Origin of the sequence: Actinomadura spongiicola, from assembly GCF_003432485.1 — a bacterium.
In the GTDB taxonomy this organism is placed as follows: Bacteria; Actinomycetota; Actinomycetes; order Streptosporangiales; family Streptosporangiaceae; genus Spirillospora; species Spirillospora spongiicola.
The window spans coordinates 663226-689251 of the sequence record NZ_QVNQ01000002.1 but is presented as its reverse complement, the minus strand read 5'-3'; the positions used below and the strand labels follow the sequence as shown (position 1 = coordinate 689251).

Sequence of the window (26026 nt, the reverse complement as noted above, 5' to 3'; positions counted from 1 at the left end):
TGGCCGTCCACCACCCTAATGCCCGTGCCATTCTTCCGGCGACAGCGACGAGCACGGTGTCACACAAGCGAAACGGAATGTTCGAGCGCACGTCCGCTACGGCGTGAAGTGGTCGAGGACCTCCGGATTCGCCATGGAATCGCGGTTGGCGGCCTGGTCGACCGGTGTGCCCTGAAGGATCTTGCGGACGGGGACCTCCAGTTTCTTGCCCGACAGCGTGCGCGGGATGCCCGGCACGGCGTGGATCTCGTCGGGGACGTGCCGCGGCGACAGCGCCGACCGGATCCGCCGCCGCAGCTCGGCGACCAGGTCCTCGGTGAGGGAGGCGCCCTCGGCGAGCTGCACGTAGAGGAGCAGTCGGCCTTCCTGCCCGAGACGTCCGGTGTCGATGACGAGGCTGTCGGCGATCTCCTCGAACGCCTCCACGACCCGGTAGAAGTCGGACGTCCCCATGCGGACGCCGCCGCGGTTCAGCGTGGAGTCGGAGCGCCCGTAGATGACGCAGCCGCCGTCCGGGAGGATCTTCACCCAGTCGCCGTGCCGCCACACGCCCGGGTACATGCCGAAGTAGGAGTCGCGGTACCGTTCGCCGTCTTCGTCTTTCCAGAAGTACACGGGCATGGACGGCATCGGCTCGGTGATGACCAGCTCGCCGACCTCGTCCACGACCGGTCGACCGTCGTCGCCGTACGCCTCCACCTTCGCGCCGAGCCCGCGGCACTGGATGACGCCGGCGCGCAGCGGTAGCAGCGGCGACGGGCCGACGAACCCGGTGCACAGGTCGGTGCCGCCGGAGAAGGAGCCCAGCAGCAGGTCCCGGCCGACCGCCTCGTACACCCAGGCGAACCCTTCGGGCGGCAGCGGCGAACCGGTGGAGCCGATGCCGCGCAGCCCCGACAGGTCGTGCTCCTCGCCCGGCCGCCGCCCGTCCTTGGCGGACGCCATGATGTAGGGCGCGCCGACGCCCATATAGGTGACGCCGCTGTCGGCGACGAGCGACCACAGGTCAAGGGGGGCGCCGTCGTACATGACGATCGTGGAACCCACCAGCAGGCCGCCGACGAGGTAGTTCCACATCATCCAGCCGGTGGTGGTGTACCAGAAGAACACGTCGCCGCGGCCGAGGTCCTGGTGGAACGACAGGGCCTTGAGGTGCTCCAGCACGACCCCGCCATGGCCGTGGACGATCGGTTTCGGCAGCCCGGTCGTCCCGGACGAGTAGACCACCCACAGCGGATGGTCGAACGGGACGGCCTCGAACTCAAGAGCGCCGCGTCCGGGACGGGGCAGGTCACCGTAGTGGATGCCGGCGCGCAGGCCGTCGGGGGTCGCGGCCGGGTCCAGATATGGGATCAGGACGGTCGCGGCGAGGCCCGGCAGCGCGGCCTCGATCTCGCGGACGGCGTCCCGCCGGTCGAACCGCCTGCCGTTGTAGGCGTAGCCGTCCACGGCGATCAGGACCTTCGGTTCGATCTGCGCGAACCGGTCGACCACCGAGGAGGAGCCGAAGTCCGGGGAGCACGACGACCAGATCGCGCCCAGCGACGCCGTGGCCAGGAAGCAGATGAGCGCCTCGGGGATGTTCGGGATGTAGGCGGCGACCCGGTCGCCCTTGCCCACGCCCAGGTCGGCGAGTCCGGCGCGGACCTCGGCGACGTGCAGGGCCAGTTCCCGGTACGACAGCACGCGATGCCCGCCGGCCTCCGACCGGAAGGTCACCGCCGTCTCGTCGGGGGCGTCCGCGGCCCGCCGCAGCGCGTTCGCCGCGTAGTTGAGGGTGGCGCCGGGGAACCAGGTCAGCCCGTCCACCGGCATGGGCCCGCCGGCGCGGACGGGACCGTCCCCGCGCTCGCCGACGACCCCGAAGTACGACCAGATCGCGTCCCAGAACGCGTCGACCTCGGTGACCGACCAGCGCCACAGGTCGTCGTAGGACTCGGTTTTGACGCCGTGCCGGTCCCGGAGCCACTGCGTGAAGCGGGTCACCCGCGCGTTCGCGATGACCTCCGGCGACGGCTCCCACAGCTTCGACCCCTCGGAGACACCGGCCATCTCTCTCCCTCCACGCCACGCTCCGGCACGCGGCCCTCCCCAATATCATCCCCCTCCGCACACCGCGCAACTTCCCCGATCCGGGCGTCTAAGCCCGTGTCTCGTGTGGGCCTCAGCCCGCACGCGAACGCGTGACCCGCCCGGCACAGCGAAGCCGAAGGCAAGCGAAGCCGGGCGGATCGCGAAGCGATGCGCGTTCGCCCAGGAACGGTCACGCAGCGAGCCGCCAGGCGAGCGAAGTGGGCCGGTCCTGCAATTAATACAGCTCGGCGACGGCGCTCACCACGGCGTTGGTGTCGGCGAGGGTGCCGAGGACGCGTTCGGCGCCGGCGGCGCGCAGCTCGGCCTCGGTGGCGCTGCCGGTGGCGACGGCGATGATCGGCGACCCGGCGATGCGGGCGGCCTGGACGTCCCGGGGCGAGTCGGCGATGTAGACGGTCGCGGCCTCGTCGTAGCGGGCGCCGTGCCGCTCCCCGGCGCGGGTCCTGGCGAGTTCCAGGAGGGCGGCCTTGCTGTAGACGCCGTTCTCGTAGCCGCCCGAGTCGAGGTCGAGATGCCCGGCGAGACCCAGTTCGGTCACCTTCAGGACGGCGTTCGGCTGCACGGACCCGGTCAGTACCGACTGGACGACGCCCGGCACGTGCGCCAGCGCCTCGACGGCCTCACGGGCACCGGCCAGGACCCGGCCGTGGGCGCGCACGTCGGCGCGCCGCGCCGCGAACGCGTCGGTGAGGGCGGTGATGAAGTCGGGCAGATGGTCGTCGGTGGTGACGACGTCGTTGAACGCCAGCGTCTCGAAGATGATCTCGGACTCGGTGCGGCCGGGGGTGGGCGCGAGCCGGACGAGGGGCCGTCCGACGGTCCGCTGGAACGCCTCGGCGTAGGCGTCCCGGGTGACCCGCCCGACGTCGACCAGGGTCTGATCGATGTTCCACAGCACCAGCCGGTTCAGCGTCGACATCCCGTTCCCATGCGAGGTCGATGGAGCGATGGACGGGCGGCGCCCCGGGCACCGGCCCGACCCCGCCGCGGGGGCGGGGCGAGCTTATCGTCCGGCTTCGCGGGCGCCGTCCGCAACCGTCCTGTACACCGCCCGGGCGGCGGCCGGTCAGGAGTTCATGTGGGGGTAGCGGTGGTCGGTCGGCGGGACGAGCGTCTCCTTGATGGAGCGGACGCTGGTCCAGCGGGTGAGGTTGAAGATCGAGCCGGCCTTGTCGTTGGTGCCGGAGGCGCGGGCGCCGCCGAAGGGCTGCTGCCCGACGATCGAGCCGGTGGGCTTGTCGTTGATGTAGAAGTTCCCGGCGGCGAAGCGGAGCGTGTCGGTCGCGGCGGCGATCGCGGCGCGGTCCTCGGCGATGATCGAGCCGGTGAGGCCGTACTCGGAGACACTCTCCATCTGGTGCAGGACGGCGTCGTACTGGCCGTCGTCGTAGACGTGCACGCCGATGATCGGGCCGAAGTACTCGGTGGTGAAGATCTCGTCGGTGGGGTCGGACGACTCCAGCACGGTCGGCGTGACGAAGTAGCCGCGCGAGTCGTCCAGCTCGCCGCCCGTCAGGATCTTCATGGACGCGATGCCGCGGGCCCGTTCGATGGCGCGGCGGTGTTTCGCGAACGCCCGGTCGTCGATGACCGCGCCCATGAACAGGGAGAGGTCCTCGGCGACGTTGCCCATGGTGAGGGACTCGGTTTCGGCGATGAAGTCGTCCCGCATCCTGTCCCAGACCGAGCGCGGGATGTAGGCGCGGGACGCGGCGGAGCATTTCTGCCCCTGGTACTCGAAGGCGCCGCGGACGAGGGCGGTCTTCAGCACCGCCGGGTCGGCGGACGGGTGCGCGACGACGAAGTCCTTGCCGCCGGTCTCGCCGACGACGCGGGGGTAGCCCTTGTAGGCGGAGATGTGCTCGCCGATCGTCCGCCAGAGGTTCTGGAAGGTGGCGACGGAGCCGGTGAAGTGGAGGCCCGCCAGGTCGGGGTGGCGGAGCGCGACGTTGGAGACGGCCCGACCGTTCCCCGTGACGAGGTTGATCACGCCGGGCGGCAGCCCCGCGGCCTCCAGGAGCCGCATCGTGAAGTGGGCGGCGAGCTGCTGGGTCGGGGACGGCTTCCAGACGACGACGTTGCCCATCAGCGCGGGCGCGGTCGGCAGGTTCCCGGCGATCGCGCTGAAGTTGAACGGGGTGATCGCGAGGACGAACCCCTCCAGCGGCCGGTATTCGAGGCGGTTCCACACGCCCGGCGACGACAGCGGCTGGATCTCCTGGAGCCGCCGAGCGTAGCGGACGTTGAACCGCCAGAAGTCGATCAGTTCGCAGGCCGCGTCGATCTCGGCCTGCTGCACGGACTTGGACTGGCCGAGGATCGTCGCCGCGTTCAGCGTGGACCGCCACGGCCCGGCGAGCAGGTCGGCGGCGCGCAGGAAGATCGCGGCACGGTCCTCGAACGCCATGGCCCGCCAGCCGGGGGCCGCCTCCCGGGCCGCCGCGATCGCCTCGGCCACGTCGGGTTCGGTCGCGTCGCCCATCCGGCCGAGGACGTGCGCGTGGTCGTGCGGCTCGACGACGTCGATCGGGGTGCCCGCGCCCATCCGCCGCTCGCCGCCGATCGTCATGGTCAGCTCGGTCTGCGCGCCGCCGAGTTCCTTGATCTTGGCCTCCAGCGCGGCCCGTTCGGAGCTGCCCGGCGCGTGGCTCCTCACCGGCTCGTTCACCGGTACCGGCACGGTGGTGACGGCGTCCATCTGACGACTCCCTGCACATTCGACGGCTTTGTCGACGCGTCAGGGGCCCTACCCGCCGGCACCCCGATCAGTCGAGAAGGTGCGGGAGTTCCTGGGTCGCGTACCAGAGGAGTTCGTGGCCCTCGGCGCCGTCGACGGTGAAGCGGGCGTCGTCGTCGCCCGCGTCGGCGGCGGGCAGGGCCTCGGCCGCCGCGACGATGTCGTCGATTGCGGCCGGGTCGTCCACATGACCGGACGCGATCCCGCTCCAGGGGATGACGGCCGAGAGTTCGACCAGGGCGCGGTCGTCGTTGCCGAGGTCGGCGTACCCCGCCCAGGAGACCACCTGGTCGGGCACCTCGGCGGCCAGCACGACGCGGCGGCGCGGCACCGACGGGTCGGCGGCGAGCAGGCGCAGGGACGCGCGGGCGGCGGCGGACATCGCCGCGTACTCCAGTTCCTCCAGGTCGCCGCCCGCGTACCACTCGCGCAGCGCGGGCGTGACCGCGTGGGCGGTGAGCGGCGCGGGACCGATCTCGCGGGCGGCGTGGATTCCGGCGAGGAGGGTGAGCGTGGACGGCAGATAGACGCGCATGACGGTTCGCCAGTCTGCCAGACGGTCAGGCCAGGACGTTCAACGCGCGCAGTTCGGCGATGGTGGTGTCGGAATCGGTGTGGTGGATGCCGTGGCAGCCGATCGCCTCGGCGGCGCGGACGTTGTGGTCGATGTCGTCGATGAAGACGCACTCCGACGCGTCCAGCCCGAGGAGGGTCAGGGCGTGCCGGAAGATGCGCTCGTCGGGCTTGCGGACCCCCACCTCGGCGGAGATGACGATGGCGTCGAAGTGGTCGGCGAACAGGTCGCGGGGGTAGTGGTCGCCCCACGAGTTGGACAGCAGGGCCGTACGGGCCCCGGCGGCGCGGGCCGCGCGGAGCGCGTCGTACATCGGCTGGACGGGGACGAACCCGCGGAACATCCGGGGGACGAGCCCGGCGGCCTCCACGGGACCCCCGTCGGTCGTGCGGAGTTCGGCCGCGAGGAGGCGCTCGAACTCCTCGGTGGGCAGGGTGCCGTCCTCCAGCCCGTGGATCGGGTTGGTGCCGGCACCGTCGTAGGCCTGCTCCACCCAGGCGCGCATCACGGTCATGTAGCGCTCGGCGTCGATGCGTTCGGCGGTGAGCCACGCGTTGATCGCCTCCCGCAGAGGCGCGGTGAGGACGCCGCCCAATCGGTGATCACGGCCTTGATCCGCTTTTGTCCGGCGTACATGGCCCTGATCGTACCGAACCCCGTTCTATCCCGATCGCTCGTCCGGAAGGCCGCCGGCCCCAACTACCGGCCGCCTCGGACCCCGGATCAGGCTGATCTGAGTCGTTGAAGAGCCTCTCGGACGCCCCCGTCGGTCTCCTCCAGCAGGACCGTCGCACGCGACGCGGGAACCTCGCCGAGGAGCGAGACCAGCGCGACGCGCGTGTTCCCCCCCGCCTCGGCCAGCGCCTTCTCGCAGATGTGCGCGTCCATGCCCGTCGCCTCGGTGAGGATGCGCACCAGCCTGGCGCGCAGCTTGGCGTTCAGCGCGTTCACGCTGACCATCAGGTTGGAGTAGGTGCGCCCCATCCTGATCATCAGTGTGGTGGAGAAGGAGTTGAGCACGAGCTTGGTCGCCGTGCCCGCCTTCATCCGGGTGGACCCGCTGATCACCTCGGGCCCGGTGGCGAGCCCGATGTGCACCTCGACCTCGTCCCCGTACGGGGTGTGCGGGTTGCAGCTGATCAGCGCGGTCCGGGCGCCGACCCCGGCGGCGGCGCGCAGCGCGCCCACCACGTAGGGGGTACGGCCGCTCGCCGCGATGCCGATGGCGATGTCACCGGACCGGACGTCGCGGGCGTCCCGGCGGCCGAGTTCCACGTCGTCCTCGACGTCGGAGACCGCCTGGGACAGCGCGCCCGGCCCCCCGGCCTGGTGGGCGACCACCCGTCCCCAGATGCCGAACGTCGGGGGCAGTTCGGCGGCGTCCAGGACCGCCAGCCGCCCGGACGTGCCGGCGCCGAAATAGTGGACGCGCCCACCCGCGCGCAGGGACTCGACGGCGAGGTCGACCAGCCGGGCGACCTCGGGCAGGACGGAGGCCACGACCGTCGGAACGGTCGCGTCCTCGGAATTGATCACGCGCAGCACCTCCAGGGTCGGCAGCGTGTCGACGTCGAGGGTCCGGGGGTTCCGTCCCTCGGTGGGGAGCTCGCAATCGATCACCGACGCCTCCGGTCGGGTCGCACGGTCCGGCCGCGGACCGCCTCGAATGTGGCCTCCAGTGCCTTGCGGGTCGGCCCGTAGGTGCGCTGCGCCACTCCGACGAAGACGCAGTCGACCACCGTGAGCTGAGCCAGCCGGCTTGCGGTGGCGCCGGAGCGGAACGTCGTCTCCCGCGCCGCCGTCGTCAGAATCAGATCCGCCACCTCCGCGATCGGGGACTTGGGAAAGTTGGTGATCGCCACGGTCGTGGCGCCCCTGCTCCGGGCGACCGCCATGGCGTCGATGGTCTCCACCGTCGCGCCCGTGTGGGAGATCCCGATGGCCACGCTCGTGCCGCCCAGCACGGCGGCGCTGGTGAGCATGATGTGGGCGTCCGACCACGCCGAACAGATCCGGCCGATCCGGTGGAGCTTCTGCTGGAAGTCGGCCGCCACGAACGCGCTGGCGCCGACGCCGTAGACGTCGACGCGGTCGGCGGCGACGACCGCGTCCACGACCTGTTCGAGCATCTTGATGTCGAGCTGCGACGCGGTCTCCTCGACGGCCCGCGCGTCGGCGAACGTCACCTTCTCGACGATCTGCTCCAGCGAGTCGTCGGGGCTGATGTCGCTGCCGATGATCCGGCCGCCCGCGGCGCTCTGCGCCCGTCCCGCCTCGGTGGCGAGGGTCAGCCGCAGCTCCGGGTAACCGTGGAACCCGATCGCCCGGCAGAACCGGATGACCGTGGTCTCCGAGGTGCCGCAGGTCTGCGCGAGTTCGGTGATGGTGGAGTTGGCGACCCCTTCGGGGTCGTCGATGACGCGTTGTGCGACTCGCCGCTCCGCGGGGGGCAGCGAGGGCAGCAGCGAGCGGACCCGCACCACGGTGCTCAGCGGCGTGCTGTCCTTCTCTCCTTCGGTGGGTGGGCGTTGGGACGCCGCCTGGTCCCGTGGTGAACCGGGCTCCCCCGTGATCCCCCGCTCGGGGCCCTGCTCAAGGCTCCGCTCGGAGCCGATGGGTTTCCTCATGATGGAAATTTTCTTACGTGCGAGATGTCACGTCAACGGTAGAAAAGGCTACGGTCGCCATGTGTTGACCCATTTGGCCGGTCCTTACGTGGTCGGTATCGACGCGGGTGGCACGAAGACCCGCTGCGTCGTACTGACGCTGGGGGGTGCTCTGGCCGGTTCCGGCACCGGCCCCGGGGCCAACCCCAACTCCGGAGGCGACACCGCAGGGGCGCTGACCACAGCCCTGCGGGAGGCGCTCGGGGACCTCGACCGTACCCATATCCTCACCGGCGTGTTCGGCATCGCCGGTGCCGGCTCCGCCGGCCGGCCCGCCGCCGTCGCGGCGGCGCGGCAGGCATGGCAGGCCGTCGGCCTGCGCGGATCACCCGCGGTGGTGACCGATATCGCGGTGGCGTTCGCCGCGGGAACCAGCGAGCCCAAGGGCATCGTGGTGTTCTCCGGCACGGGCGCCGGCGCGGCGGTCATCAACGACGGGACGATCGTGCAGCGCGCGGACGGCTACGGCTGGCTCGTCGGGGACGAGGGTTCGGCGGTATGGCTCGGGAAGGAGGCCGTCCGGGCGGCGCTCGCCGCCTACGACGGCCGCGGCTCCCCGACGCTGCTCACCGATTCGGTCCCCCGCGCACTGCTCGGCGCCACCGTGGTCGCGGAGATCGACGCGGAACGGCGAAGACCTCGCCGACCGAGGGCGCTGGCCATGGCCGGCGCCCCTTCGTCATCACCGGGCGGTTCCATGCCGCCGCCGACCGCGACGTTCGCCACCGGAGCAGGCACCCCCATCGGGAGCGGCACGGGCACCGCCGTGCTCCTCCCCGAGTCCCCCTGTCCACCGCCCGGAGAAGGGCCCGGCGGGCCGCCCGGGAACGGGTCGTGCCCGGCGTCCGGGAGCGTTCCGTATCCGGCGTCCGGGAACGGTTCCACCGGCCCGCCGGGCCGTCCGGGCTCGCATGGGCCGCCCGGCTCGCACGGGCCGCCGGGCCGTCCGGGATCGCACGGCCCGCGCGGTGATCCCGGGCCGCCGGGCCATCCCGAGATGCCCGGCATCCCGCCCAACCCTCGTCTCGCCCAAGCGATCATCAAGGAGGTGTACGGCCGTCCGCCCGCGGCCCTGGGCCGGCTCGGCCCGGTGGTCGCCGCCGCCGCGGCCGCCGGAGATCCGGTGGCCCGGCGCATCACCGAAGAGGCCGCGCAGTGGCTGCTCCGCGACGTGGACGCGGTGCGCCCGGCCCTGTCCGATCCCTGCGCACCGGTCGTCATGCACGGCTCGGTGCTCCGTGAAGGTCCCGTCGCCGAGGCCGTCCGCACCGGGCTGCGCGATCGTTTCGCCGCGGCGCCGCGTTGTGCGGGCGACGGAGCCGTCGGCGCGGCCGGGCTGGCGCTGCGCCGCCTCGGCCACCCTCTGCCCGGCTGAGCCACCGCGCCCCGCCGGACCCGGCTTCGGCTGACCTGTTCCAGCCCCGGCCGATCCCAGAAACAGACGGTGGAGAAGACCGTCCGGGTTCATCGCGATGGACCCCACAAGATCCACACCAGTGGTCCTGGGGTCCATCGTGATCGGAGTGGTACCAGAGGGGCGGCCGTGGACGATGTTGCCCCTGCGGGTGTCCGTGCGCGTCCTTTCGCGAAGCCGTGTTAACGTCGCCGCGTTCGATCCGATGAGGAACCGAGACCATGTCGGGGGGCCTGGTCAGGTGCGTGTTACTCGACCGCTCGCGCTCGCGGCGACACTGACCGTGGCGCCCGCCATGGCGCTGGCCTCGGGCTGCGACGACGGGCCGGCGCCGCCCGCCCGGTCCGGCGCGCCCACGCCGGCGAAGAGCACGGCGCCGCCGCCGGACGCGTGGATCCCCGGCCATGTCGCGAAGATGAGCGTGGCGGAGAAGGTCGGTCAGCTGTTCGTGCCACGGTTCTCCGGCCGCGCCGACGCCCTGGAGAAGATCAGGAAGTACCACGTCGGCGGCCTGATCTACTTCCCCGAGAACTTCGGCTCCCCGAAACGGACCGCCGCGCAGTCGAACGCGCTGCAGCAGGCGTCCAAGATCCCGTTGCTGCTCGGCGTGGACGAGGAGCAGGGCATCGTGTCGCGCACGCCGTTCGTCACCGTCTTCCCCGGCAACATGGCGCTCGGCGCGACCGGCAGCCCCGCGGACGCCCACGCCGCCGCGCGGGTGACCGGCACCGAGCTGCGCGCGGTCGGTGTCAACCTCGACTACGCCCCCGACGCCGACGTGAACGTCAACCCGCGCAATCCCGTCATCGGACTGCGCTCGTTCGGCGCCGACCCGGGGCTCGTGTCGAAGCTGACGGCCGGCGCCGTCGACGGCTACCAGGCCGCCGGGGTCGCCGCGGCGGCCAAGCACTTCCCCGGGCACGGCGACACCGCCACCGACAGCCACACCGGCCTGCCGGTGATCAGGCATTCGCGCCCGATGTGGGAGCGGCTCGACGCGCCGCCCTTCCGGGCCGCGATCGCCGCCGACGTCGACATGATCATGACCGCGCATATCGAGGTGCCGGAGCTCGACCGGTCGGGCGACCCGGCCACGCTGTCGAAGACCGTCCTCACCGGGCTGCTGCGCGGCGCCCTCGGCTACCAGGGCGTGATCACGACGGACTCGCTGGAGATGGCGGGCGTACGGAAGAAGTACGGCGACGCGGCCGTGGCGGTCCGCGCGATCGAGGCGGGCGCCGACCAACTGCTGATGCCACCGAGCCTGCCGCGCGCCTACCGGGCGGTTCTGGCGGCCGTCCGGTCCGGGCGGATATCGGCGCAACGGTTGGACGCGTCGGTCACGCGCGTCCTGCGGCTCAAGCAGCGGCGCGGCCTGTTCCAGCGGGCGACCGTGGACCCGGACGGAACCGGGGCCGTGATCGGCACGGCCGCGAACAAGGCCGCCGCCCGCCGGGTCGCCGAACACGCCGTCACCCTCGTCCGCAACGATCGGAACCTGCTGCCGCTGAAGGGCAGGAAGGTCGCCGTCACCGGGCCGGGAAACGGGACGCTCCGCGCGGCGCTGCGCAGTCAGGGCGTCACGGTGACGTCCCCTGCCGCAGCGGACGTCACCGTCCTGACCACCGAGAACGCGGGCGCCGCCACCGCCGCCCGGATCCGGGCGCTCGGCCCGAAACCGGTGGTGGTCGCCGCGCTCGGCCGCCCCTACGACCTCGACTTCGCCGGGGGCGCGGACGCGGCGCTCGCCACGTACTCGGCCAGTACCGTGTCGGTCACCGCGCTCGCGAAGGTGCTGAGCGGCGCGGTGCGGCCGACGGGCAAGCTGCCGGTCCCCGCGGCCGGAAAGCGGGTCGGCCACGGGCTGGGCTACCGGTAGGTCATTCCCTCGCCCCCGCGGCGTCGATGGCGGGGGTGCGCAGCCCGGCGCAGGCGGGCAGCAGCGACGCAGAGACGGCGATCATGACGCATAGGGCGAACACGCCCCCGACCGCGGGCCAGGGCAGGGCGACGCCGGGCCCCTCGCCGGTGACGGCGCGGATCGCGGCCCACAGACCGCCGAGGCTCGCCAGCGAAGCGAACGCGGCGAGGACCGTGCCGACGCCGACGGCGAGCAGCGACTCCCCCGCGACCACCCGCAGCACCTGCCCGGATGTGGCGCCCGCGAGGCGCAGGACGCCCTGCTCTCGGATCCGGTCGGCGGCGGCCATGACCAGCGTCGCGGCGATCACGATGGCGCAGTAGAGGAGAGAGACGCCGAGGATGAACAGCATCCCGGTTCGGGCGTGCCGGTTCTGCCGCCCCTCGGCGGCCGCCGACAGGTCCGCGGGGACGGCGACGTCGGCGCGCAGCCCACGCGTCGCGGCACGGAGCGCGGTGAGCGCGGCGGCACGGTCGGTTCCGGGCAGCAGTTGGACGTCGATCGACTCGGTGAGCACCGCGCCGCCCGCGTTCCGCGCCGTGACGTGGACGATGTCGTCGGCGAGCCCCTGCCTGAGCACCGCCGCGACCTTCAGCGACCGGTTCGTGCCGTCGGCGAGCCGGACGTCCACCCGGTCCCCGACCCGCCGCTCCCACTCCCGTCCGACGATGATCGAGTCGTCGGTGAGGGCGGACGGCGTCCCGGCGAGCACCGGCAGGGCGCTCAGCGGCCCGCCGGGCGGCACGGCCTCGGCGGCGTAGGTGACCGGTTCACCGTCCTGCCGGACCGTGATCGTCGTGGGCGTTCGCGGCACGGCCCGCACGCCGGGAACGGCCTCGACCCGGGCGACCGCCGCGCGGGTGAGACCCGGCGCGCCCACCGGGACCACGGCGAGGTCGCCACCGTGCCGGGCCCGCTCCTCCGCGGCACGCGCGTCCTTGACCATGGCGGTGGCGCCGAGCAGCCCGACCGTCAGCCCCAGCGTGATCAGCACCGGCGCCGCGGTCGAGGCGGTGCGCCGCGCGGCGGCCAGGGCGCCGCGCCGGACGATCGTCGTCCACGGACGGCCGAACCGTCCGAGCGGCCAGGTGACCAGCCGGGCGACCGGCGGCACGACGGCGGGGGCCAGCAGTCCCATGCCGCCGATCAGCAGCAGGGTCACCAGGACGTACTGTTTCCGGTTCGTCGCGGCCTGCGGGGAGTTCAACGCCGTGGCGACCAGCATCCACAGCGCGGTGCCGGTGATAGCGAGCCCGGCGAGCCAGCGCGCGAGGGTCATGACCCGGTGTTCGAGCACGGACTCCCGCATCGCCTCCACCGGACGGATGCGTCCGGCCCGGCGGGACGCGGCCCACACGCCGAGCAGCGCGACGGTCAGGCCGGTGCCGCACGCGACGGCGAGCGGCCACACCGACGGGGTCACCTCGTAGCCGGGGGGCGCGAGGTCACGGGCGGTCAGCCAGGCGCCGAGCGCCGGGGCGGCGGCGACGCCGAGCGCGCAGCCCGGCAGCGACGCGGCCACGCCGAGGACGGCGGCCTCGCCGAGCAGCATCCGGCGCAGTTGCCGGGCCGTCATCCCGACCGCCCGCAGCAGCGCCAGTTCCCGTCGCCGCTGCGCGACCGCGAACGCGAACGTCGAGGCGACGACGAAGACCGCCACGAACCCGGCGACTCCGCCGGCGATGCCGAGCAGGACCTCGGCGTCGGCGAGCCTGTCGTCGTCCGGGCCCGACCGCAGCCCCGCCCCTGGTGCGACCAGCGCGCCCGTGCCCGCGGCGTCCCGGACGGCCGGCACCGGGGCCGCGGAGATCAGGACGTCGACGCGTGGCGACAGCCGGGCCGCCTCCGTCCCGGTGAAGAAGATCGCGGGTTCCGGTCCGTGCGCGACGCCCGCGACCCGGTAGGTGCCGGGCCCGCCGCCCGTGAGGACGGTGATGGACGTGCCCGGCCGCGCACCGCCGCCTCCCGCCACCACGATCTCCCGGTCGCCGGACGGCGCCCGTCCCGCGGTGATCTGGTACGCGGCATAGCGCGCCGAGGGCCACGCGCGCCCGATGACCGGTCCGTCTCCCGTGGCGGGTTGGGCGTAGAAGACGCGGTCCGCGACGACGGGCCCGAGCCCGGACACACGCGCGACCACGTCGGGGCCGAGCCCCGGCGGTGGCGCGGGCGTGTCGGGCGGGTCGGGCGGTGGCACCGGCTGGACGACCGAGACGGCGCGCGGGTACCGTTCCGGCGCCTTGACGGGCTCGGTGCCGATGGCCGACGCCAGCGCCGACCCCAGTGCGGCCGTCATCGCGACGCCCAGCGTCAACGCGATGAACGTCCCGGTGAACGCCGTCCACCGGGCGCGGACCGTCCGTAACGCGAGTGTCAGCACGCCGATCCGTGCGTCGTTCCCCATACTCCAAGATCACCGCTGGGGGCGGTCACCGGCAATGGGGTAAACCCGATTCTCCGGGGTGGGGCGGCCCGGTCACACCCCCAGTTCGGTGAGGCCGGGCAGGTGGGCGCGGGCGGCGTCGCGGGCCTGACCCGCGGTGCGCGCCGCGCGGGCGGCCGACGCGGCCTTGCGGCATTCGTCCAGCGTGTGGCGGGCGAGCGCGGCCCGGACCAGCGGCAGCGACGGCGCGCTCATCGACAGCGACGTCACGCCGAGGCCGACCAGCACGCAGGCGAGCGCCGGATCGGACGCGGCCTCCCCGCACACGCCGCAGGGGATGCCCGCCGAGGCCGCCGGGGCGACCAGGTCGAGGACGGCGGGCTGCCACGGGTCCTGGAGGTGCGCGAGCCCGCCGACCTGGCGGTCCGCCGCGCACGCGTACTGGGTGAGGTCGTTGGTGCCGAGGCTGAAGAACTCCACCTCGGGCGCGAGGTCGCGGGCGCGGAGCGCGGCGGCGGGCACCTCGATCATCACGCCGGGATGGTCGATGCCCGCCTCCCGGCAGGCGGCGGCGAAGAAGGCGGCCTCGTCGGCGTCCGTCACCATCGGCGCCATGACCTGGAGTTTCACTGTCAGGCCGGTGGCGGCGCGGGCGAGCGCGGCGAGCTGGGCGGCCTGGACGTCGGGGTGGCGGCGCATCATCCGCAGCCCGCGTTCGCCGAGCGCCGGGTTCGGCTCCTCACCGGGCGGCGGCAGGAACGCGAGCGGCTTGTCGGCGCCCGCGTCGAGGGTCCGGACGACGACACGGCCCTCCGGGAACGCCTCCAGCACCTTTCGGTACGCGTCCTCCTGCTCCGCGTCGGACGGCGGCGTCGCGCGGTCGAGGAAGAGGAACTCGGTGCGGTACAGCCCGACGCCCTCGGCGCCGTTCAGCAGCGCGGCGTCGACGTCTGTAGGGCCGCCGATGTTCGCCAGCAGCGGCACCCGGTGCCCGTCCTTGGTGGCGCCGGGGCCGGTGGAGCCTTCCAGCGCGGACGCGCGGGCGGCGGCCGCGGATCGGGCCGCGGTCACCTCGGTCTCGGACGGGTCCGGACGCACCGTCCCGGCGGAGCCGTCGACGAGGACGCGGGTACCGTCCGCGAGCGCCGTCGCGCCGGGCAGCGCCACGACGGCGGGCACGCCCATCGTCCGGGCGATGATCGCGGTGTGGCTGGTCGGGCCGCCCTCCTCGGTGACGAACGCGACGACCTGCGCCGGGTCGAGCACGGCCGTGTCGGCCGGGGCGAGGTCGCGGGCGACCAGCACGAACGGCTCGTCCGACTCGGGGACGCCGGGCACCGGCAGGCCGAGCAGCCGGGCGACGGCCCGGTCGCGGATGTCGTCCAGGTCGGTGACCCGGGCGGCCATGTACTCCCCCGCTCCGGCGAGCATGTCCCGGTAGACGCCGAACGCCTCGAACACGGCGCGGGCCGCGCCGGTGCCGCCGTCGATCCTGGTGCCGACGTCGTCGGCGAGGCCGGGGTCGCGGGCCATCAGCGCCTGCGCGTTCAGCACGTCGCGGCCGTCGGTGTTGCCGATCTCGGCGGCGCGGGCGCCGCGTTCCTCCAGGTCGGTGGCGACGGCCTCCAGCGCGGCGAGCGCCGTGGCGCGCTCGGCGGCGGCGTCCCCGCCGTGCCGGTCACCGGCGGGCGGCTCGGGGACGGCGCCCGCGATGCCCCGCACCGGGCCGACCCCGACCCCCGGGCTGACTCCGGCGCCGCGCAGCACGTTCCCCGCCGTGTCGCCCGATGCGCCGTTCGTTGCGTCCGGCACCGTCAGGACTCCTCGGGCTCCGGCGTCGACAGCAGGGTCTCCAGGCTGTCGAGCAGTTCCTCCGCGCCCGCCCCCTCCGCCGACAGGACGACCTCTTCCCCGTGCCGTGCGTCCAACCCGAGCACGGCGAGGATGCTCTTGGCGTTCACCGGGGTGCCGCCGGGCTTGCCCACGGTCACGTCCATCGGGGCCTTGGCCGCCGTCTGGACGAACAGCGCGGCCGGCCGCGCGTGCAGCCCCACCCTCGACTGGATCTTGACATTGCGCTCGGTCACGGCACGCTCCTCCATGGTGTGTTGCAGCTCGATGGCGTTCAGCTGTGTCGCTGTCCGCTGTGGTTCAGGCCGCGCACCCGCAGCGCGGGGCCCGGCACGACGTGGACGTCCTCCAGATCGGGGACCACATGGTCGGCCCCGGCGAGCGCGCCCACCGGTTGCGTGGTGACGACGCCCACGCAGGTCATGCCCGCCGACTTCACGGCCGCGACGCCCGCGGGGGTGTCCTCGAACCCGACCGTCTCCTGCACCGGGACGTCCAGGTCGCGGGCGGCGGCCAGGTACCCCTCCGGGTGGGGTTTGCCGGTGACGACGTCCCCGGCCGTCACCACGATGTCCAGCAGGTCGCGGACGCCGAGCTCGTCGAGCAGGTTCTCGGCGTACGAGCGTTCCGCCGACGTCACCACCGCCAGCGGGACGCCCGCGTCCGCCAGCGACCGGATCAGCCCGACCGCGCCGGGGACGGGCGCGACGGCCGGCATCCCCGGCAGCGACTGGTAGGACACCACCTGCTCGAACAGTTCCTCGACCGTCCGGCCGGGGAACAGGTGCGCCAGGTCCCGGAGCACCTCCATCCCGCGGCGTCCCGCGAACGAGGAGATCAACGCGTCGTCGTAGGGGACGCCGTGCGCGTCGAACAACCGCGACCACTGCGCCCGGCTTCTCGGTTCGGTGTCGATGAGGGTGCCGTCGAGATCGAACACGGCGGCGCCCAGCCCGATCACCGTCATCCGTTCAGTTCCATGTGAACAGCTCTGCCCCCCGTGTCACCTCGCCCGACTCCACAACGTCCGACAGGGCGTCGGCGTTCGCGTCGAGGGCGACGACCGCGCAGACCGGCGACCGTCCGCCCGCCTCGATGACGGACGGATCCCAGGCGACGACCGGCTGACCGGACGTGACCTGGTCGCCCTCGGACACGAGGAGCTCGAAACCCTGCCCCTTCAGTTTGACCGTGTCGATTCCAAGATGAACCAGCACCCCGTGCCCTTCCTCGTCCACGACGACATAGGCATGGGGATGCAGCTTGACGAGCTTGCCGGTGACGGGCGCGAGGGCCTTGCCGGGCCCGCGTTCGGGGTCGACCGCCGTGCCCGGGCCCACCATGGCCTGGGCGAACACGGGGTCGGGCACGCCGGCGAGGCCGACGACCCGGCCCGCGACCGGTGACAGTACTCGGGTCATGTGAGGGGTCCTTCTGGTCAGTCGAGGATGTCCTCGATGTCGCTGGCGAGGGTGTCGGCCTCGGTGCCCACGACGACCTGCACGACGGTGCCGCTGCGCATGACGCCGAACGCGCCCGCCTTCTTCAGCGCGGCCTCGTCGACCTTGCCGGCGTCCGAGACCTCCGTGCGCAACCGGGTCGCGCAGGGCTCGATGTCCACGATGTTGTCGGCGCCGCCCAGCGCGGCGATGATGGCCTCGGCCTTGTCCATGGTTGTCTCTCCTCGTTGGGGTGGGCCCGGTTCCGCCGGGGTCCGTGAAGTTCAGTCCGTCTGGGTGACCTTGTTCAGGCCGCGGGGAACGTCCGGGTCGATGCCGAGCCGCCGGGCCAGGTTCTCCACCAGGATCTGGCCGGGGACGATGAGGCCGAGCGGCGCCGTCCACTCGGGCAGGACGGGTCCGGGCAGCGACGCCGAGCACGCGGCCGCCAGGTCGGAGCCGCCGCCGAGCCCGTACGCGCGGGCGCCGGCGCCCGCCACCCGGCGGGCCAGCGCGACGGTCCCGGCGAGCGTCGGGCCGGAGTCGGCGGCGACCAGCAGCGCGGGGGTCTGCGCGTCCACGACGGCGATCGGGCCGTGCTGGAGGTCGGCGTAGGACAGGCCCATCGCGTGCAGGTAGCACGCCTCCTTGATCTTCAGTGCGAGCTCCAGCGCGGTGCCGAACGCGATGCCGCGTCCGGACACGACCGCGCCCGGGACCTTCGCCAGCTCCTCGACGATCTCCGGCAGCGCCGGCGACTCCTCGGTCAGCGCGATCAGCCGGGCGACCTCGTCGGGGACGCGGCGCAGGTCGTCGCCGCCGCCTTCCACGCCGCCTTCCACGTCCGCGCCGAGACCGAGGCCGATCACCGACAGCGCGGCGAGCTGGGTGGTGTAGGTCTTGGTGGCCGGGACGGCGATCTCGTCGCCGGCCTCGGTGATCAGCGCGACCTCCGCCGCCTCGGCGAGCGGCGACCCGGCGCCGTTGGTGACCGCGACGGTCCGGGCGCCGCAGTCGCGCGCCCAGTCGAGCGTCTCGACGATCTCCTCGGTCTTGCCGGACTGGCTGATCGCGACGGCCAGCACGCCGGACAGGTCCAGCCTGCGCTTGTAGGTGGTCGCGATGGACGGCGCGGCGAGCGTCGCGAGCCGTCCGGTGTGCGATTCCACCAGGTAGCGCCCGTACACGGCGGCGTTGTCGGACGAGCCGCGGGCGATGAACAGCACCTGCCGCGTCTCCCGGCCCAGGGCCGCGAGGTCGGGCGTACGCGGCAGGAGCGCGTCGATCGTCCGGCGCAGCGCGTCCGGCTGCTCGCCGATCTCGGCGCGCATCACACTGGTCATGATCCCCCTTCGAAGACTTTCTGCCCGCCCGCCCAGGTCGTACGCGTGCGGTGGTCCGGCCCGAGCCAGACCAGGTCGGCGGCGGCGCCGGGCGCGATGCGGCCGAGGTCGGGACGGCCGATGAGGTCGGCCGGTACCCGGGTCGCGGCGTCCACCGCCGTGACCAGGTCGATGCCGATGCCGACGGCGTTGCCGACGGCCTCGTCCAGGCGCAGACCCGATCCGGCGATCGTGCCGTCGGCGCGCAGCGGCGGGCCCTGTTCGGGCATCGTGATGGGCTCGCCGCCCAGCTCGTAGGTGCCGGGTGGCATCCCGGCGGACGCGGCCGCGTCGGTGACGAGCACGACCCGTCCCGGCGCGGCCCGGAACACCAGCTCGGCGACCTTGGGCGCGACATGGTGCAGGTCGAGGATCAGGCCGGGGCTGAGCCGGTCGTCGATCAGCGCCTGCACGGCGACACCGGGGTCGCGGTGGTGGACACCGGACTGCGCGTTGAAGATGTGGGTGACCATGCGGGCCCCGGCGTCGGCGGCGGCGGCGGTCTGCTCGGCGGTGGCGTCGCTGTGCCCGACGCTGACCAGCACCCCCGCCTCGGTGAGGGTGCGGACGGCGTCGAGCGCGCCGTTGCGTTCGGGCGCGAGGGTCACGAGCTTGACCAGGCCCGTCTCCAGCAGCGCGGCGACGTCCTCGGGCGACGGGTCGGTGAGGTGCGCGGCGTTGTGCGCGCCCTTCCGCTTGTCGGACAGGAACGGTCCTTCGAGATGGACGCCGAGGACGCGCGTGCCGGCGGGAAGGTTCGAGAGGATGTCGCGGGCGCGGCGGAGGGCGGCGGCCTGCGTCTCGACGGGTGCGGTGATGAACGTGGGCAGGAACGCGGTCACCCCGGTCTCGGGGAGACGGGAGACGACGGTGTGCCAGGCGGCCTCGTCGGCGTCCACCATGTCGTGGCCGTAGAACCCGTTGACCTGGAGGTCGACGAGGCCGGGGGCGAGCAGCCCGTCCGGCAGGTCGACGTCGGGCGGATCGGCCGGACGGCCCTCTCCGGCCTCCACGATCACACCGTCCGCCACGCGGACGTATCCCGGAGAGACGACACGGGTAGAGGTACCCGTGGGGGTAATGATCACGCTGTGCGCTGTGATCAGCAGTGATGCCATGGCTCAGCACTCTCCGTGACACGAACGAACGCGGGTCGATATGACCCGAACAACTGGTCTAGTCCGGACTAGACCAGTACGCACCATACTCCACGAATCGGATGAAGATGAAGATGCGGGCTCGAACTCGTCAGGGAACCGTCCCTCGCTGGGAAGGCGCCGACCCGGCCGCGGCCGGGAGATTCGGTCCGTCGGCGCCGGGAGGGAAGCCGGATGAGGACACGCCGGGAACCCCCGCCCCGGACATACCGCCCAGAAGGGGCCCGTGAGCTGGATGTTCCTTGATCTTGGTGCCCGCCGCGCGTGACCCGGTCGTTACGAATTCGTGCATTGACATGCCTTTCGGTCCTGTGGTCTAGTCCGGCCTAGACCAGTACGAACCAAATCGAACACCTTCGAAGCCCACTTCATCCGTCGAAACCCGGCGAATCCCATCGATCCGGCCCCCGGCCATCGAGGACACCCCCGTGACGACAATCGACCCGCACAGTCCGGTACCGAAGTACTTCCAGCTCCGCGCGATCCTGCTCGACCTGATCGAGAGCGCGGAACTGCCCGTCGACGCCCCGATACCCTCGGAGCGCGAGTTGTGCGTCCGGTACGGACTGTCACGCATGACCGTGCGGCAAGGGGTCGACCAACTCGTCTCCGAGGGCCGGCTCTACCGCGTCCCGGGCAAGGGCACCTTCGTGGCCCGGCCCAAGATCGAGATGCCGCTGCGGCTGGTCTCGTTCACCGAGGACATGCTGAGCCGCGGCCTCCATCCCGGCGCGATCGATCTGGACCGGCGGACCGTCCCCGCGGACGCCCGCCTCGCCCGGATCTTCGAGGTCGAACCGGGCACCGCGATCCACGTCATCGAACGGCTCCGCACCGCCGACGGTGAGCCGATGGCGCTGGAACGTGCCCACATCCTCGCCTCGCTCGCCCCCGACCTGCTGGACCGGCGACTCGCCGACCGATCCCTTTACGGAGTTCTGGAGGCGGTGTACGGCCTGGTCTTCGACGCGGGCGACCAGACCATCGACGCCAGCCTGGCGGACGCCGCCGACGCCAGGCACCTGCACATACCCAGGGGCAGTGCCGTGCTGCTCCTGCAACGCCGCTCGTACACCGGAGGCGTATGCGCCGAGCTGGGCGTGTCGACCTACAGGGCGGACCGTTACCAGATCCACACGGCTCTCGGAAATCCACCGCCCCCGCAGGCCTGAAACCCAGCCCAGTCCCTGAGAACTCCTGAAACCCCTGAGGAGGAACCTCGCGATGACAGCCACGACAGTGGACTCAGCGCCACGCCGAGGGTCGAGCGCCCTCGCGATATTGCAGCGAATCGGCCGCAGCCTCATGCTGCCGATCGCCGTCCTGCCCGCCGCCGGCATCCTGCTACGGCTCGGCCAGCCCGACATGCTCGGCAAGGACGGTCTCGAATGGAACCGCGTCGCCGAGATCGTCGGTGAGGCCGGCAACGCGCTGTTCGTCGCCCTCCCGCTGCTGTTCGCGGTCGGCGTGGCGATCGGTTTCGCCAAGAAGTCCGACGGCTCCACCGCGCTCGCGGCCGTGGTCGGCTACCTGGTCTACGACCGGGTCTCCAAGATCATGTTCTCGCACACCGATGAGCTGAAGGACACGGTCGTCGTCACCAAGATGCAGGGCGACGCACCCACGCCGGTGATCGACTGGGGTCTGAAGAACCCCACCGACGTTCTCGGCGGCATCCTCATCGGCCTCACCGCGGCACTCCTCTACCAGCGGTTCTACCGGGTCAAGCTGCCCGCCTACCTGGCGTTCTTCGGTGGCCGCCGGTTCGTCCCGATCGTCACCGCGTTCGCCGCGCTGATCCTCGGCGTGCTGATCGGCTTGATCTGGCCCCTGTTCGGCACCATCCTCACCGACTTCGGTGACTGGGTCACGGGCGCGGGCGCCCTCGGCGCCGGTGTGTACGGCGTCGTCAACCGTCTGCTGCTGCCCTTCGGCCTCCACCACATCCCGAACTCGCTCATCTGGTTCGTGTTCGGTGACTTCCAGACCGCCGACGGCGTCGTCAAGGGTGAGATCAACCGTTACCTGGCGGGCGACCCCAACGCGGGCGGCTTCCTCGCCGGCTACTTCCCCGTCCTGATGTTCGGCCTCCCCGGCGCGGCGTTCGCCATCTGGCGCGCCGCTCCCGCGCACCGGCGTCCCGCGGTCGGCGGCATCATGCTCTCCGCCGCGCTCACCGCGTTCGTCACCGGCGTCACCGAGCCCATCGAGTTCTCGTTCATGTTCGTCGCGCCCGTCCTCTACGCGGTGCACGTCGTTCTCACCGGTATCTCGATGGCGGTCCTGGAGGCCGCCGGAGCCCAGCTCGGCTTCAGCTTCTCCGCCGGGTTGATCGACCTACTGCTCAACGCGAGGAAGGACAATACCGAGCAACTCGCGCTCATCCTCGGAATGGGCGTCCTGTACTTCTTCATCTACTTCTTCATCTTCAGTTTCCTGATCAAGAAGTTCAACTTCGCGACCCCGGGCCGGGAACCCGAAGGCGAGGAAACGGTGGCCGCGGATCCCGCGGTCGACCCGGAAATGGCCGGCAACAGGAAGGAAGGCGGCACGCGGGAGGCTCCCGCCGGCGGCTGACCTTCCCCCAGGGGCGCCGCGTTCCCCTCATCCGAGCGGCGCCCCGCCGGGCCGGTCCAGCCCCCCGGCCCGGCCCCCAGGAGAGTCCCGGGAATCCCGCGCCTCACCCGGGACTCGCTCCCAGGCGGCGGGACGCTACAGCGTCCCGCCGCCTCTCCTTTATCTCAGGCTCGTTCTCGGTGGGTGGGAGCGGCCTGATGCGGTCAGGATGTATTTTTCGCGGCTCTCGTGACTCCTGTCTCTGAAAGAGACAGGAGGTTTTTGTATGGGGCGACGTTCGGAGAGAGCCGCGGCGGTGCGGTTCGTTCGGTATCAGCCGGTGACACGCGGGGCGCTGGCGTTGAGCCCCGCGGTTCGTGCGCGGGCGCCGGAGTTGAGGGTGGTACGGCCCGCGGACGGGGTGGACGCGGAGGTCCGGGCCGTCGCGGACGCGGCCGTGCGGCTGGTCGTGGAGGTGTTGGCGGGGACGCGGCCACCTCATCAACTGTCGCTCGTGGCCGTTCCTGGGGTTTGCAGGGAATTGTCCCGGCGCGGTGACGCGGTTCGGCGCGGGAGACGGGTCGTCCCGCCGAAGGTGCTGTCCAGCCGACTCCAGCGGCCCGTTCCGGCGGTGGCGGAGGTGGTCGCGGTGGTCGTCGTCGCCGGACGTGTCCACGCGCTGGCCCTGCGGCTCCAACACACGCGGGGACGGTGGCGCTGCACCGCGCTGGAGACGACCGCGCCGTGAACGAACGGAAGCGGCCCCCGGTGTGCACCGGGGGCCGCTTCCGTTGCTTCTACTGCCTACTTGGCCTTGTTGCGCGGGTCGCCGTGGCAGCGCTTGAACTTCTTGCCCGAACCGCAGGGGCACGGGTCGTTGCGGTTCACGCCCGCGTACTCGTCCCGCGTCTCCTCGCTGTGGTGCTCGACGCCGCCGTCACCGTCGACGGTCGGGGCCGAGTACTCCAGCTTCGACGGACGCTTCGGCTTCTCCAGGCCCTTCGCCTTGATCGCCGGAGCCTCCTCCGCCTCCTCCAGTTCGTCGGCGGGGGCGGCGTCGGTGTCGGCGGCCGACTTGGCGACCGAGACGGGCGCGGCGCCGACGGTCGGGGCCGACGGCTGCTCCTCCACCTCGACCTCCAGGTGGAACAGGTAGCCGACCGACTCCTCCTTGATGCCGTCGAGCATCGCGTTGAACATGTCGTAGCCCTCACGCTGGTACTCCACCAGCGGGTCGCGCTGCGCCATGGCCCGCAGGCCGATGCCCTCCTGGAGGTAGTCCATCTCGTAGAGGTGCTCGCGCCACTTGCGGTCGAGGACGTTCAGGACGACGCGCCGCTCGAGTTCGCGCATCACCTCGGAACCGAGTTCCTCGTCGCGCTTGTCGTAGGCCGCCTGGGCGTCCTCGCGGATCCGCTCGGCGAGGGTCTCGGCGTCCAGGCCGGAGATGTCGCCGTCGGCCACCTCCTCGACCAGCTCGTCCACCGTGATCGAGATCGGGTAGAGCTGCTCGAACGCCTTCCACAGCTTGGCGAGGTCCCACTCCTCGGCGAAGCCCTCGGCGGTGGCGCCCGCGACATAGCCCGCGACGACCTCGTCGATCATGCTGCGCACCTGCTCGTGCAGGTCCTCGCCTTCGAGGACCTTGCGGCGCTCGGCGTAGATGACCTTGCGCTGCCGGTTCAGGACCTCGTCGTACTTCAGGACGTTCTTGCGGACCTCGAAGTTCTGCTGCTCGACCTGGCTCTGCGCCGACCTGATCGCGTTGGTCACGATCCTGGACTCGATCGGCACATCGTCCGGGATGTTCAGCCGCGTCATGATCGACTCGACGCGGGCGGAGTTGAACAGCCGCATCAGGTCGTCCTCAAGGGAGAGGTAGAACCGGGACTCGCCCGGGTCGCCCTGACGGCCGGACCGTCCGCGGAGCTGGTTGTCGATGCGCCGCGACTCGTGCCGCTCGGTGCCGAGGACGTAGAGGCCGCCGAGCTTGACGACCTCCTCGTGTTCGCCCTCCACGTCCAGCTTCGCCTTCTTCAGCGCCTCCGGCCAGGCGGCCTCGTACTCGTCCGGCGTCTCCAGCGGCGACAGGCCCCGCTGGTGCAGCTCCAGGTCGGCGCGGAAGTCGGGGTTGCCGCCGAGCATGATGTCGGTACCGCGTCCCGCCATGTTCGTCGCGACGGTGACGGCGCCCTTGCGGCCCGCCTCCGCGACGATCGCCGACTCCTGCTCGTGGTTCTTGGCGTTCAGCACCTGGTGCGGGATGCCGCGCCGCTTGAGCATCTTGCTCAGCTTCTCGGACTTCTCCACCGAGGTGGTGCCGACCAGGACCGGCTGGCCCTTCTCGTGCCGCTCGGCGATGTCGTCGACGACGGCCTCGAACTTGGCCTGCTCGGTCTTGTAGACGACGTCCGACACGTCCTCGCGGACCATCGGCTTGTTCGTCGGGATCGGCACGACACCGAGCTTGTAGGTCTTGTTGAACTCGGCCGCCTCGGTCACCGCGGTACCGGTCATCCCGGACAGCTTGTTGTAGAGGCGGAAGTAGTTCTGGAGGGTGATCGTGGCGAGGGTCTGGTTCTCGTCCTTGATCGAGACGCCCTCCTTGGCCTCGATGGCCTGGTGCATGCCCTCGTTGTAGCGGCGGCCGTGCAGGATGCGGCCGGTGAACTCGTCCACGATCAGGACCTCGCCGTTCATGACGACGTAGTCCTTGTCGCGCTTGTACAGCTCCTTCGCCTTGAGGGCGTTGTTGAGGAAGCTGACGAGGGGCGTGTTGACCGAGTCGTACAGGTTGTCGATGCCGAGCCAGTCCTCGACCTTCTCGACGCCGGACTCGGTGATGCCGACCGTGCGCTTCTTCTCGTTGACCTCGTAGTCACCCGGGCCGTACTCGTCGACCTGCCCGGCGGTGCTGATCAGCTCCGCCCGCTTCAGCCGCGGCGCGATCTTGGCGAACTCGGGGTACCACTTGGAGTTCTGCTCGGCCGGCCCCGAGATGATCAGCGGGGTACGGGCCTCGTCGATCAGGATGGAGTCGACCTCGTCCACGATCGCGAAGTTGTGGCCGCGCTGCACGCACTCTTCCAGGCTCCACGCCATGTTGTCGCGCAGGTAGTCGAAGCCGAACTCGTTGTTCGTCCCGTAGGTGATGTCGGCGTTGTAGGCCGCGCGGCGCTCCTCCGGCGTCATCTGCGGGAGGACGACACCGACCTCGAGGCCGAGGAACTGGTGGACGCGGCCCATCCACTCGGCGTCACGTTTGGCGAGGTAGTCGTTGACCGTGACGACGTGGACGCCCTTGCCGGTCAGCGCGTTGAGATAGGCGGGGAGGACACAGGTCAGGGTCTTGCCCTCACCGGTCCTCATCTCGGCGATGTAACCGACGTGGCGGCTGCTGCGCTGACCGGTCTCGTCGGCGTTGCGCCGCTCGTCGTCGGAGGCCTTCTGCGTGCTCATGTGCAGCGCCGCGCCGCCCATGATCTGCACGTCGAAGTGACGCTGGCCCAGCACTCGCTTCGCGGCCTCACGGGCGGTCGCGAACGCGAAGGGCAGGAGCTCGTCGAGGACCTGGCGCTCGGCGTCCCGCTCGGACTTGCCCTTGGCGACGAGCTTGGCCACCTCCTCGGTGATCTCCTCCTTGAACTTGTCGGTCTGCTCGCGCAACTCGGCGTCGCTCATCTCGAGGTAGTCCTCCTCGATCGAGTTGACCTGATCCGCGAGCTTTTTGAGCTTGCGCAGAACTTTGCCCTCGCCCGCACGAAGGATTTTGTCGATGACTGGCGGCACTCTCAGAGGCTCCTTGCAGATCGTGGGTCACCGCTCCAGCGGCGCGCACACCACACGTACGAT

At 71.8% G+C, this 26026-nt stretch carries 21 protein-coding genes; 5 read left to right on the top strand and 16 right to left on the bottom strand.

Annotation, left to right across the window (positions count from 1 at the left end):
• Positions 1-96: 96 nt before the first annotated feature.
• The 7 genes from D0T12_RS07775 to D0T12_RS07745 all read right to left on the bottom strand — a co-directional run bounded on the left by D0T12_RS07775 (position 97) and on the right by D0T12_RS07745 (position 8032).
• The gene (locus tag D0T12_RS07775) at positions 97-2052 is read right to left on the bottom strand and encodes an acetoacetate--CoA ligase (RefSeq protein WP_117398753.1); all 1956 of its coding nucleotides are present in this window, start codon (positions 2050-2052) and stop codon (positions 97-99) included.
• A 256-nt stretch (positions 2053-2308) separates the two neighbouring features.
• The gene (locus D0T12_RS07770; RefSeq protein WP_117398752.1) at positions 2309-3013 is read right to left on the bottom strand and encodes an HAD family hydrolase; all 705 of its coding nucleotides are present in this window, start codon (positions 3011-3013) and stop codon (positions 2309-2311) included.
• Positions 3014-3160: 147 nt separating this feature from the next.
• Entirely contained in the window at positions 3161-4792 is a 1632-nt protein-coding gene (gene pruA / locus D0T12_RS07765) for an L-glutamate gamma-semialdehyde dehydrogenase (protein WP_117398751.1), read from the bottom strand.
• Between the two features lie 67 nt (positions 4793-4859).
• Positions 4860-5366, bottom strand: a complete 507-nt coding sequence (locus D0T12_RS07760; protein WP_117398750.1) for a DUF6912 family protein — start codon at positions 5364-5366, stop codon at positions 4860-4862.
• A gap of 25 nt (positions 5367-5391) precedes the next feature.
• Complete coding sequence (locus D0T12_RS07755) at positions 5392-6000, bottom strand: HAD-IA family hydrolase (RefSeq protein WP_233525896.1); 609 nt, start codon at positions 5998-6000, stop codon at positions 5392-5394.
• A gap of 128 nt (positions 6001-6128) precedes the next feature.
• On the bottom strand, positions 6129-7025 hold the full coding sequence (locus D0T12_RS07750) for an N-acetylmuramic acid 6-phosphate etherase (RefSeq protein ID WP_117398749.1): 897 nt from the start codon (positions 7023-7025) through the stop codon (positions 6129-6131).
• Complete coding sequence (locus D0T12_RS07745; RefSeq protein ID WP_233525895.1) at positions 7022-8032, bottom strand: MurR/RpiR family transcriptional regulator; 1011 nt, start codon at positions 8030-8032, stop codon at positions 7022-7024. The genes D0T12_RS07750 and D0T12_RS07745 overlap by 4 nt, the downstream gene beginning before the upstream one ends.
• Positions 8033-8093: 61 nt before the next feature.
• Here D0T12_RS07745 and D0T12_RS07740 point away from each other — a divergent pair, with 61 nt between their 5' ends.
• Positions 8094-9446, top strand: coding sequence for an N-acetylglucosamine kinase (locus D0T12_RS07740; RefSeq protein ID WP_233525894.1), 1353 nt, complete (start codon positions 8094-8096; stop codon positions 9444-9446).
• Positions 9447-9726: 280 nt separating this feature from the next.
• Positions 9727-11364 carry a glycoside hydrolase family 3 protein gene (locus D0T12_RS07735; protein ID WP_233525893.1) on the top strand — a complete coding sequence of 546 codons (1638 nt, stop codon included), beginning with the start codon at positions 9727-9729 and terminating at the stop codon, positions 11362-11364.
• Between the two features lies 1 nt (position 11365).
• On the opposite strand, the gene D0T12_RS07730 is transcribed toward D0T12_RS07735, so the two are convergent.
• The 8 genes from D0T12_RS07730 to nagA form a co-directional block, all read right to left on the bottom strand.
• Complete coding sequence (locus D0T12_RS07730) at positions 11366-13810, bottom strand: FtsX-like permease family protein (protein ID WP_117398745.1); 2445 nt, start codon at positions 13808-13810, stop codon at positions 11366-11368.
• Between the two features lie 72 nt (positions 13811-13882).
• On the bottom strand, positions 13883-15601 hold the full coding sequence (gene ptsP / locus D0T12_RS07725; RefSeq protein ID WP_199487338.1) for a phosphoenolpyruvate--protein phosphotransferase: 1719 nt from the start codon (positions 15599-15601) through the stop codon (positions 13883-13885).
• A gap of 2 nt (positions 15602-15603) precedes the next feature.
• The gene (locus D0T12_RS07720; RefSeq protein WP_117398985.1) at positions 15604-15876 is read right to left on the bottom strand and encodes an HPr family phosphocarrier protein; all 273 of its coding nucleotides are present in this window, start codon (positions 15874-15876) and stop codon (positions 15604-15606) included.
• A 38-nt stretch (positions 15877-15914) separates the two neighbouring features.
• Positions 15915-16607 carry an HAD family hydrolase gene (locus tag D0T12_RS07715; RefSeq protein ID WP_117398744.1) on the bottom strand — a complete coding sequence of 231 codons (693 nt, stop codon included), beginning with the start codon at positions 16605-16607 and terminating at the stop codon, positions 15915-15917.
• Positions 16608-16611: 4 nt separating this feature from the next.
• Positions 16612-17061: a PTS sugar transporter subunit IIA gene (locus D0T12_RS07710; protein ID WP_117398743.1), complete on the bottom strand. Its 450-nt coding sequence runs from the start codon at positions 17059-17061 to the stop codon at positions 16612-16614.
• A 17-nt stretch (positions 17062-17078) separates the two neighbouring features.
• Entirely contained in the window at positions 17079-17312 is a 234-nt protein-coding gene (locus D0T12_RS07705; protein WP_117398742.1) for a glucose PTS transporter subunit EIIB, read from the bottom strand.
• A gap of 51 nt (positions 17313-17363) precedes the next feature.
• The gene (locus D0T12_RS07700) at positions 17364-18422 is read right to left on the bottom strand and encodes an SIS domain-containing protein (protein ID WP_117398741.1); all 1059 of its coding nucleotides are present in this window, start codon (positions 18420-18422) and stop codon (positions 17364-17366) included.
• Positions 18419-19579 carry an N-acetylglucosamine-6-phosphate deacetylase gene (gene nagA / locus D0T12_RS07695; RefSeq protein ID WP_117398740.1) on the bottom strand — a complete coding sequence of 387 codons (1161 nt, stop codon included), beginning with the start codon at positions 19577-19579 and terminating at the stop codon, positions 18419-18421. The genes D0T12_RS07700 and nagA overlap by 4 nt, the downstream gene beginning before the upstream one ends.
• 467 nt (positions 19580-20046) lie before the next feature.
• Here nagA and D0T12_RS07690 point away from each other — a divergent pair, with 467 nt between their 5' ends.
• The 3 genes from D0T12_RS07690 (at position 20047) to D0T12_RS07680 (ending at position 22922) form a co-directional block, all read left to right on the top strand.
• Positions 20047-20790: a GntR family transcriptional regulator gene (locus D0T12_RS07690; RefSeq protein WP_117398739.1), complete on the top strand. Its 744-nt coding sequence runs from the start codon at positions 20047-20049 to the stop codon at positions 20788-20790.
• A 52-nt stretch (positions 20791-20842) separates the two neighbouring features.
• Positions 20843-22195: a PTS transporter subunit EIIC gene (locus D0T12_RS07685; RefSeq protein WP_117398738.1), complete on the top strand. Its 1353-nt coding sequence runs from the start codon at positions 20843-20845 to the stop codon at positions 22193-22195.
• A 379-nt stretch (positions 22196-22574) separates the two neighbouring features.
• Positions 22575-22922 carry an Rv3235 family protein gene (locus D0T12_RS07680; protein WP_117398737.1) on the top strand — a complete coding sequence of 116 codons (348 nt, stop codon included), beginning with the start codon at positions 22575-22577 and terminating at the stop codon, positions 22920-22922.
• 56 nt (positions 22923-22978) lie between these two features.
• Here D0T12_RS07680 and secA read toward each other — a convergent pair whose 3' ends face one another.
• Positions 22979-25963, bottom strand: coding sequence for a preprotein translocase subunit SecA (secA, locus tag D0T12_RS07675; RefSeq protein WP_117398736.1), 2985 nt, complete (start codon positions 25961-25963; stop codon positions 22979-22981).
• Positions 25964-26026 lie beyond the last annotated feature (63 nt).

Excerpts from the sequence above, each read along its gene's own strand:
- D0T12_RS07775 (WP_117398753.1), bottom strand. The coding sequence starts at position 2,052 with ATGGCCGGTGTCTCCGAGGGGTCGAAGCTGTGGGAGCCGTCGCCGGAG.
- D0T12_RS07770 (WP_117398752.1), bottom strand. The coding sequence starts at position 3,013 with ATGTCGACGCTGAACCGGCTGGTGCTGTGGAACATCGATCAGACCCTG.
- pruA (WP_117398751.1), bottom strand. The coding sequence starts at position 4,792 with ATGGACGCCGTCACCACCGTGCCGGTACCGGTGAACGAGCCGGTGAGG.
- D0T12_RS07760 (WP_117398750.1), bottom strand. The coding sequence starts at position 5,366 with ATGCGCGTCTATCTGCCGTCCACGCTCACCCTCCTCGCCGGAATCCAC.
- D0T12_RS07745 (WP_233525895.1), bottom strand. The coding sequence starts at position 8,032 with ATGAGGAAACCCATCGGCTCCGAGCGGAGCCTTGAGCAGGGCCCCGAG.
- D0T12_RS07730 (WP_117398745.1), bottom strand. The coding sequence starts at position 13,810 with ATGGGGAACGACGCACGGATCGGCGTGCTGACACTCGCGTTACGGACG.
- D0T12_RS07715 (WP_117398744.1), bottom strand. The coding sequence starts at position 16,607 with ATGACGGTGATCGGGCTGGGCGCCGCCGTGTTCGATCTCGACGGCACC.
- D0T12_RS07710 (WP_117398743.1), bottom strand. The coding sequence starts at position 17,061 with ATGACCCGAGTACTGTCACCGGTCGCGGGCCGGGTCGTCGGCCTCGCC.
- D0T12_RS07705 (WP_117398742.1), bottom strand. The coding sequence starts at position 17,312 with ATGGACAAGGCCGAGGCCATCATCGCCGCGCTGGGCGGCGCCGACAAC.
- D0T12_RS07700 (WP_117398741.1), bottom strand. The coding sequence starts at position 18,422 with ATGACCAGTGTGATGCGCGCCGAGATCGGCGAGCAGCCGGACGCGCTG.
- nagA (WP_117398740.1), bottom strand. The coding sequence starts at position 19,579 with ATGGCATCACTGCTGATCACAGCGCACAGCGTGATCATTACCCCCACG.
- D0T12_RS07685 (WP_117398738.1), top strand. The coding sequence starts at position 20,843 with ATGACAGCCACGACAGTGGACTCAGCGCCACGCCGAGGGTCGAGCGCC.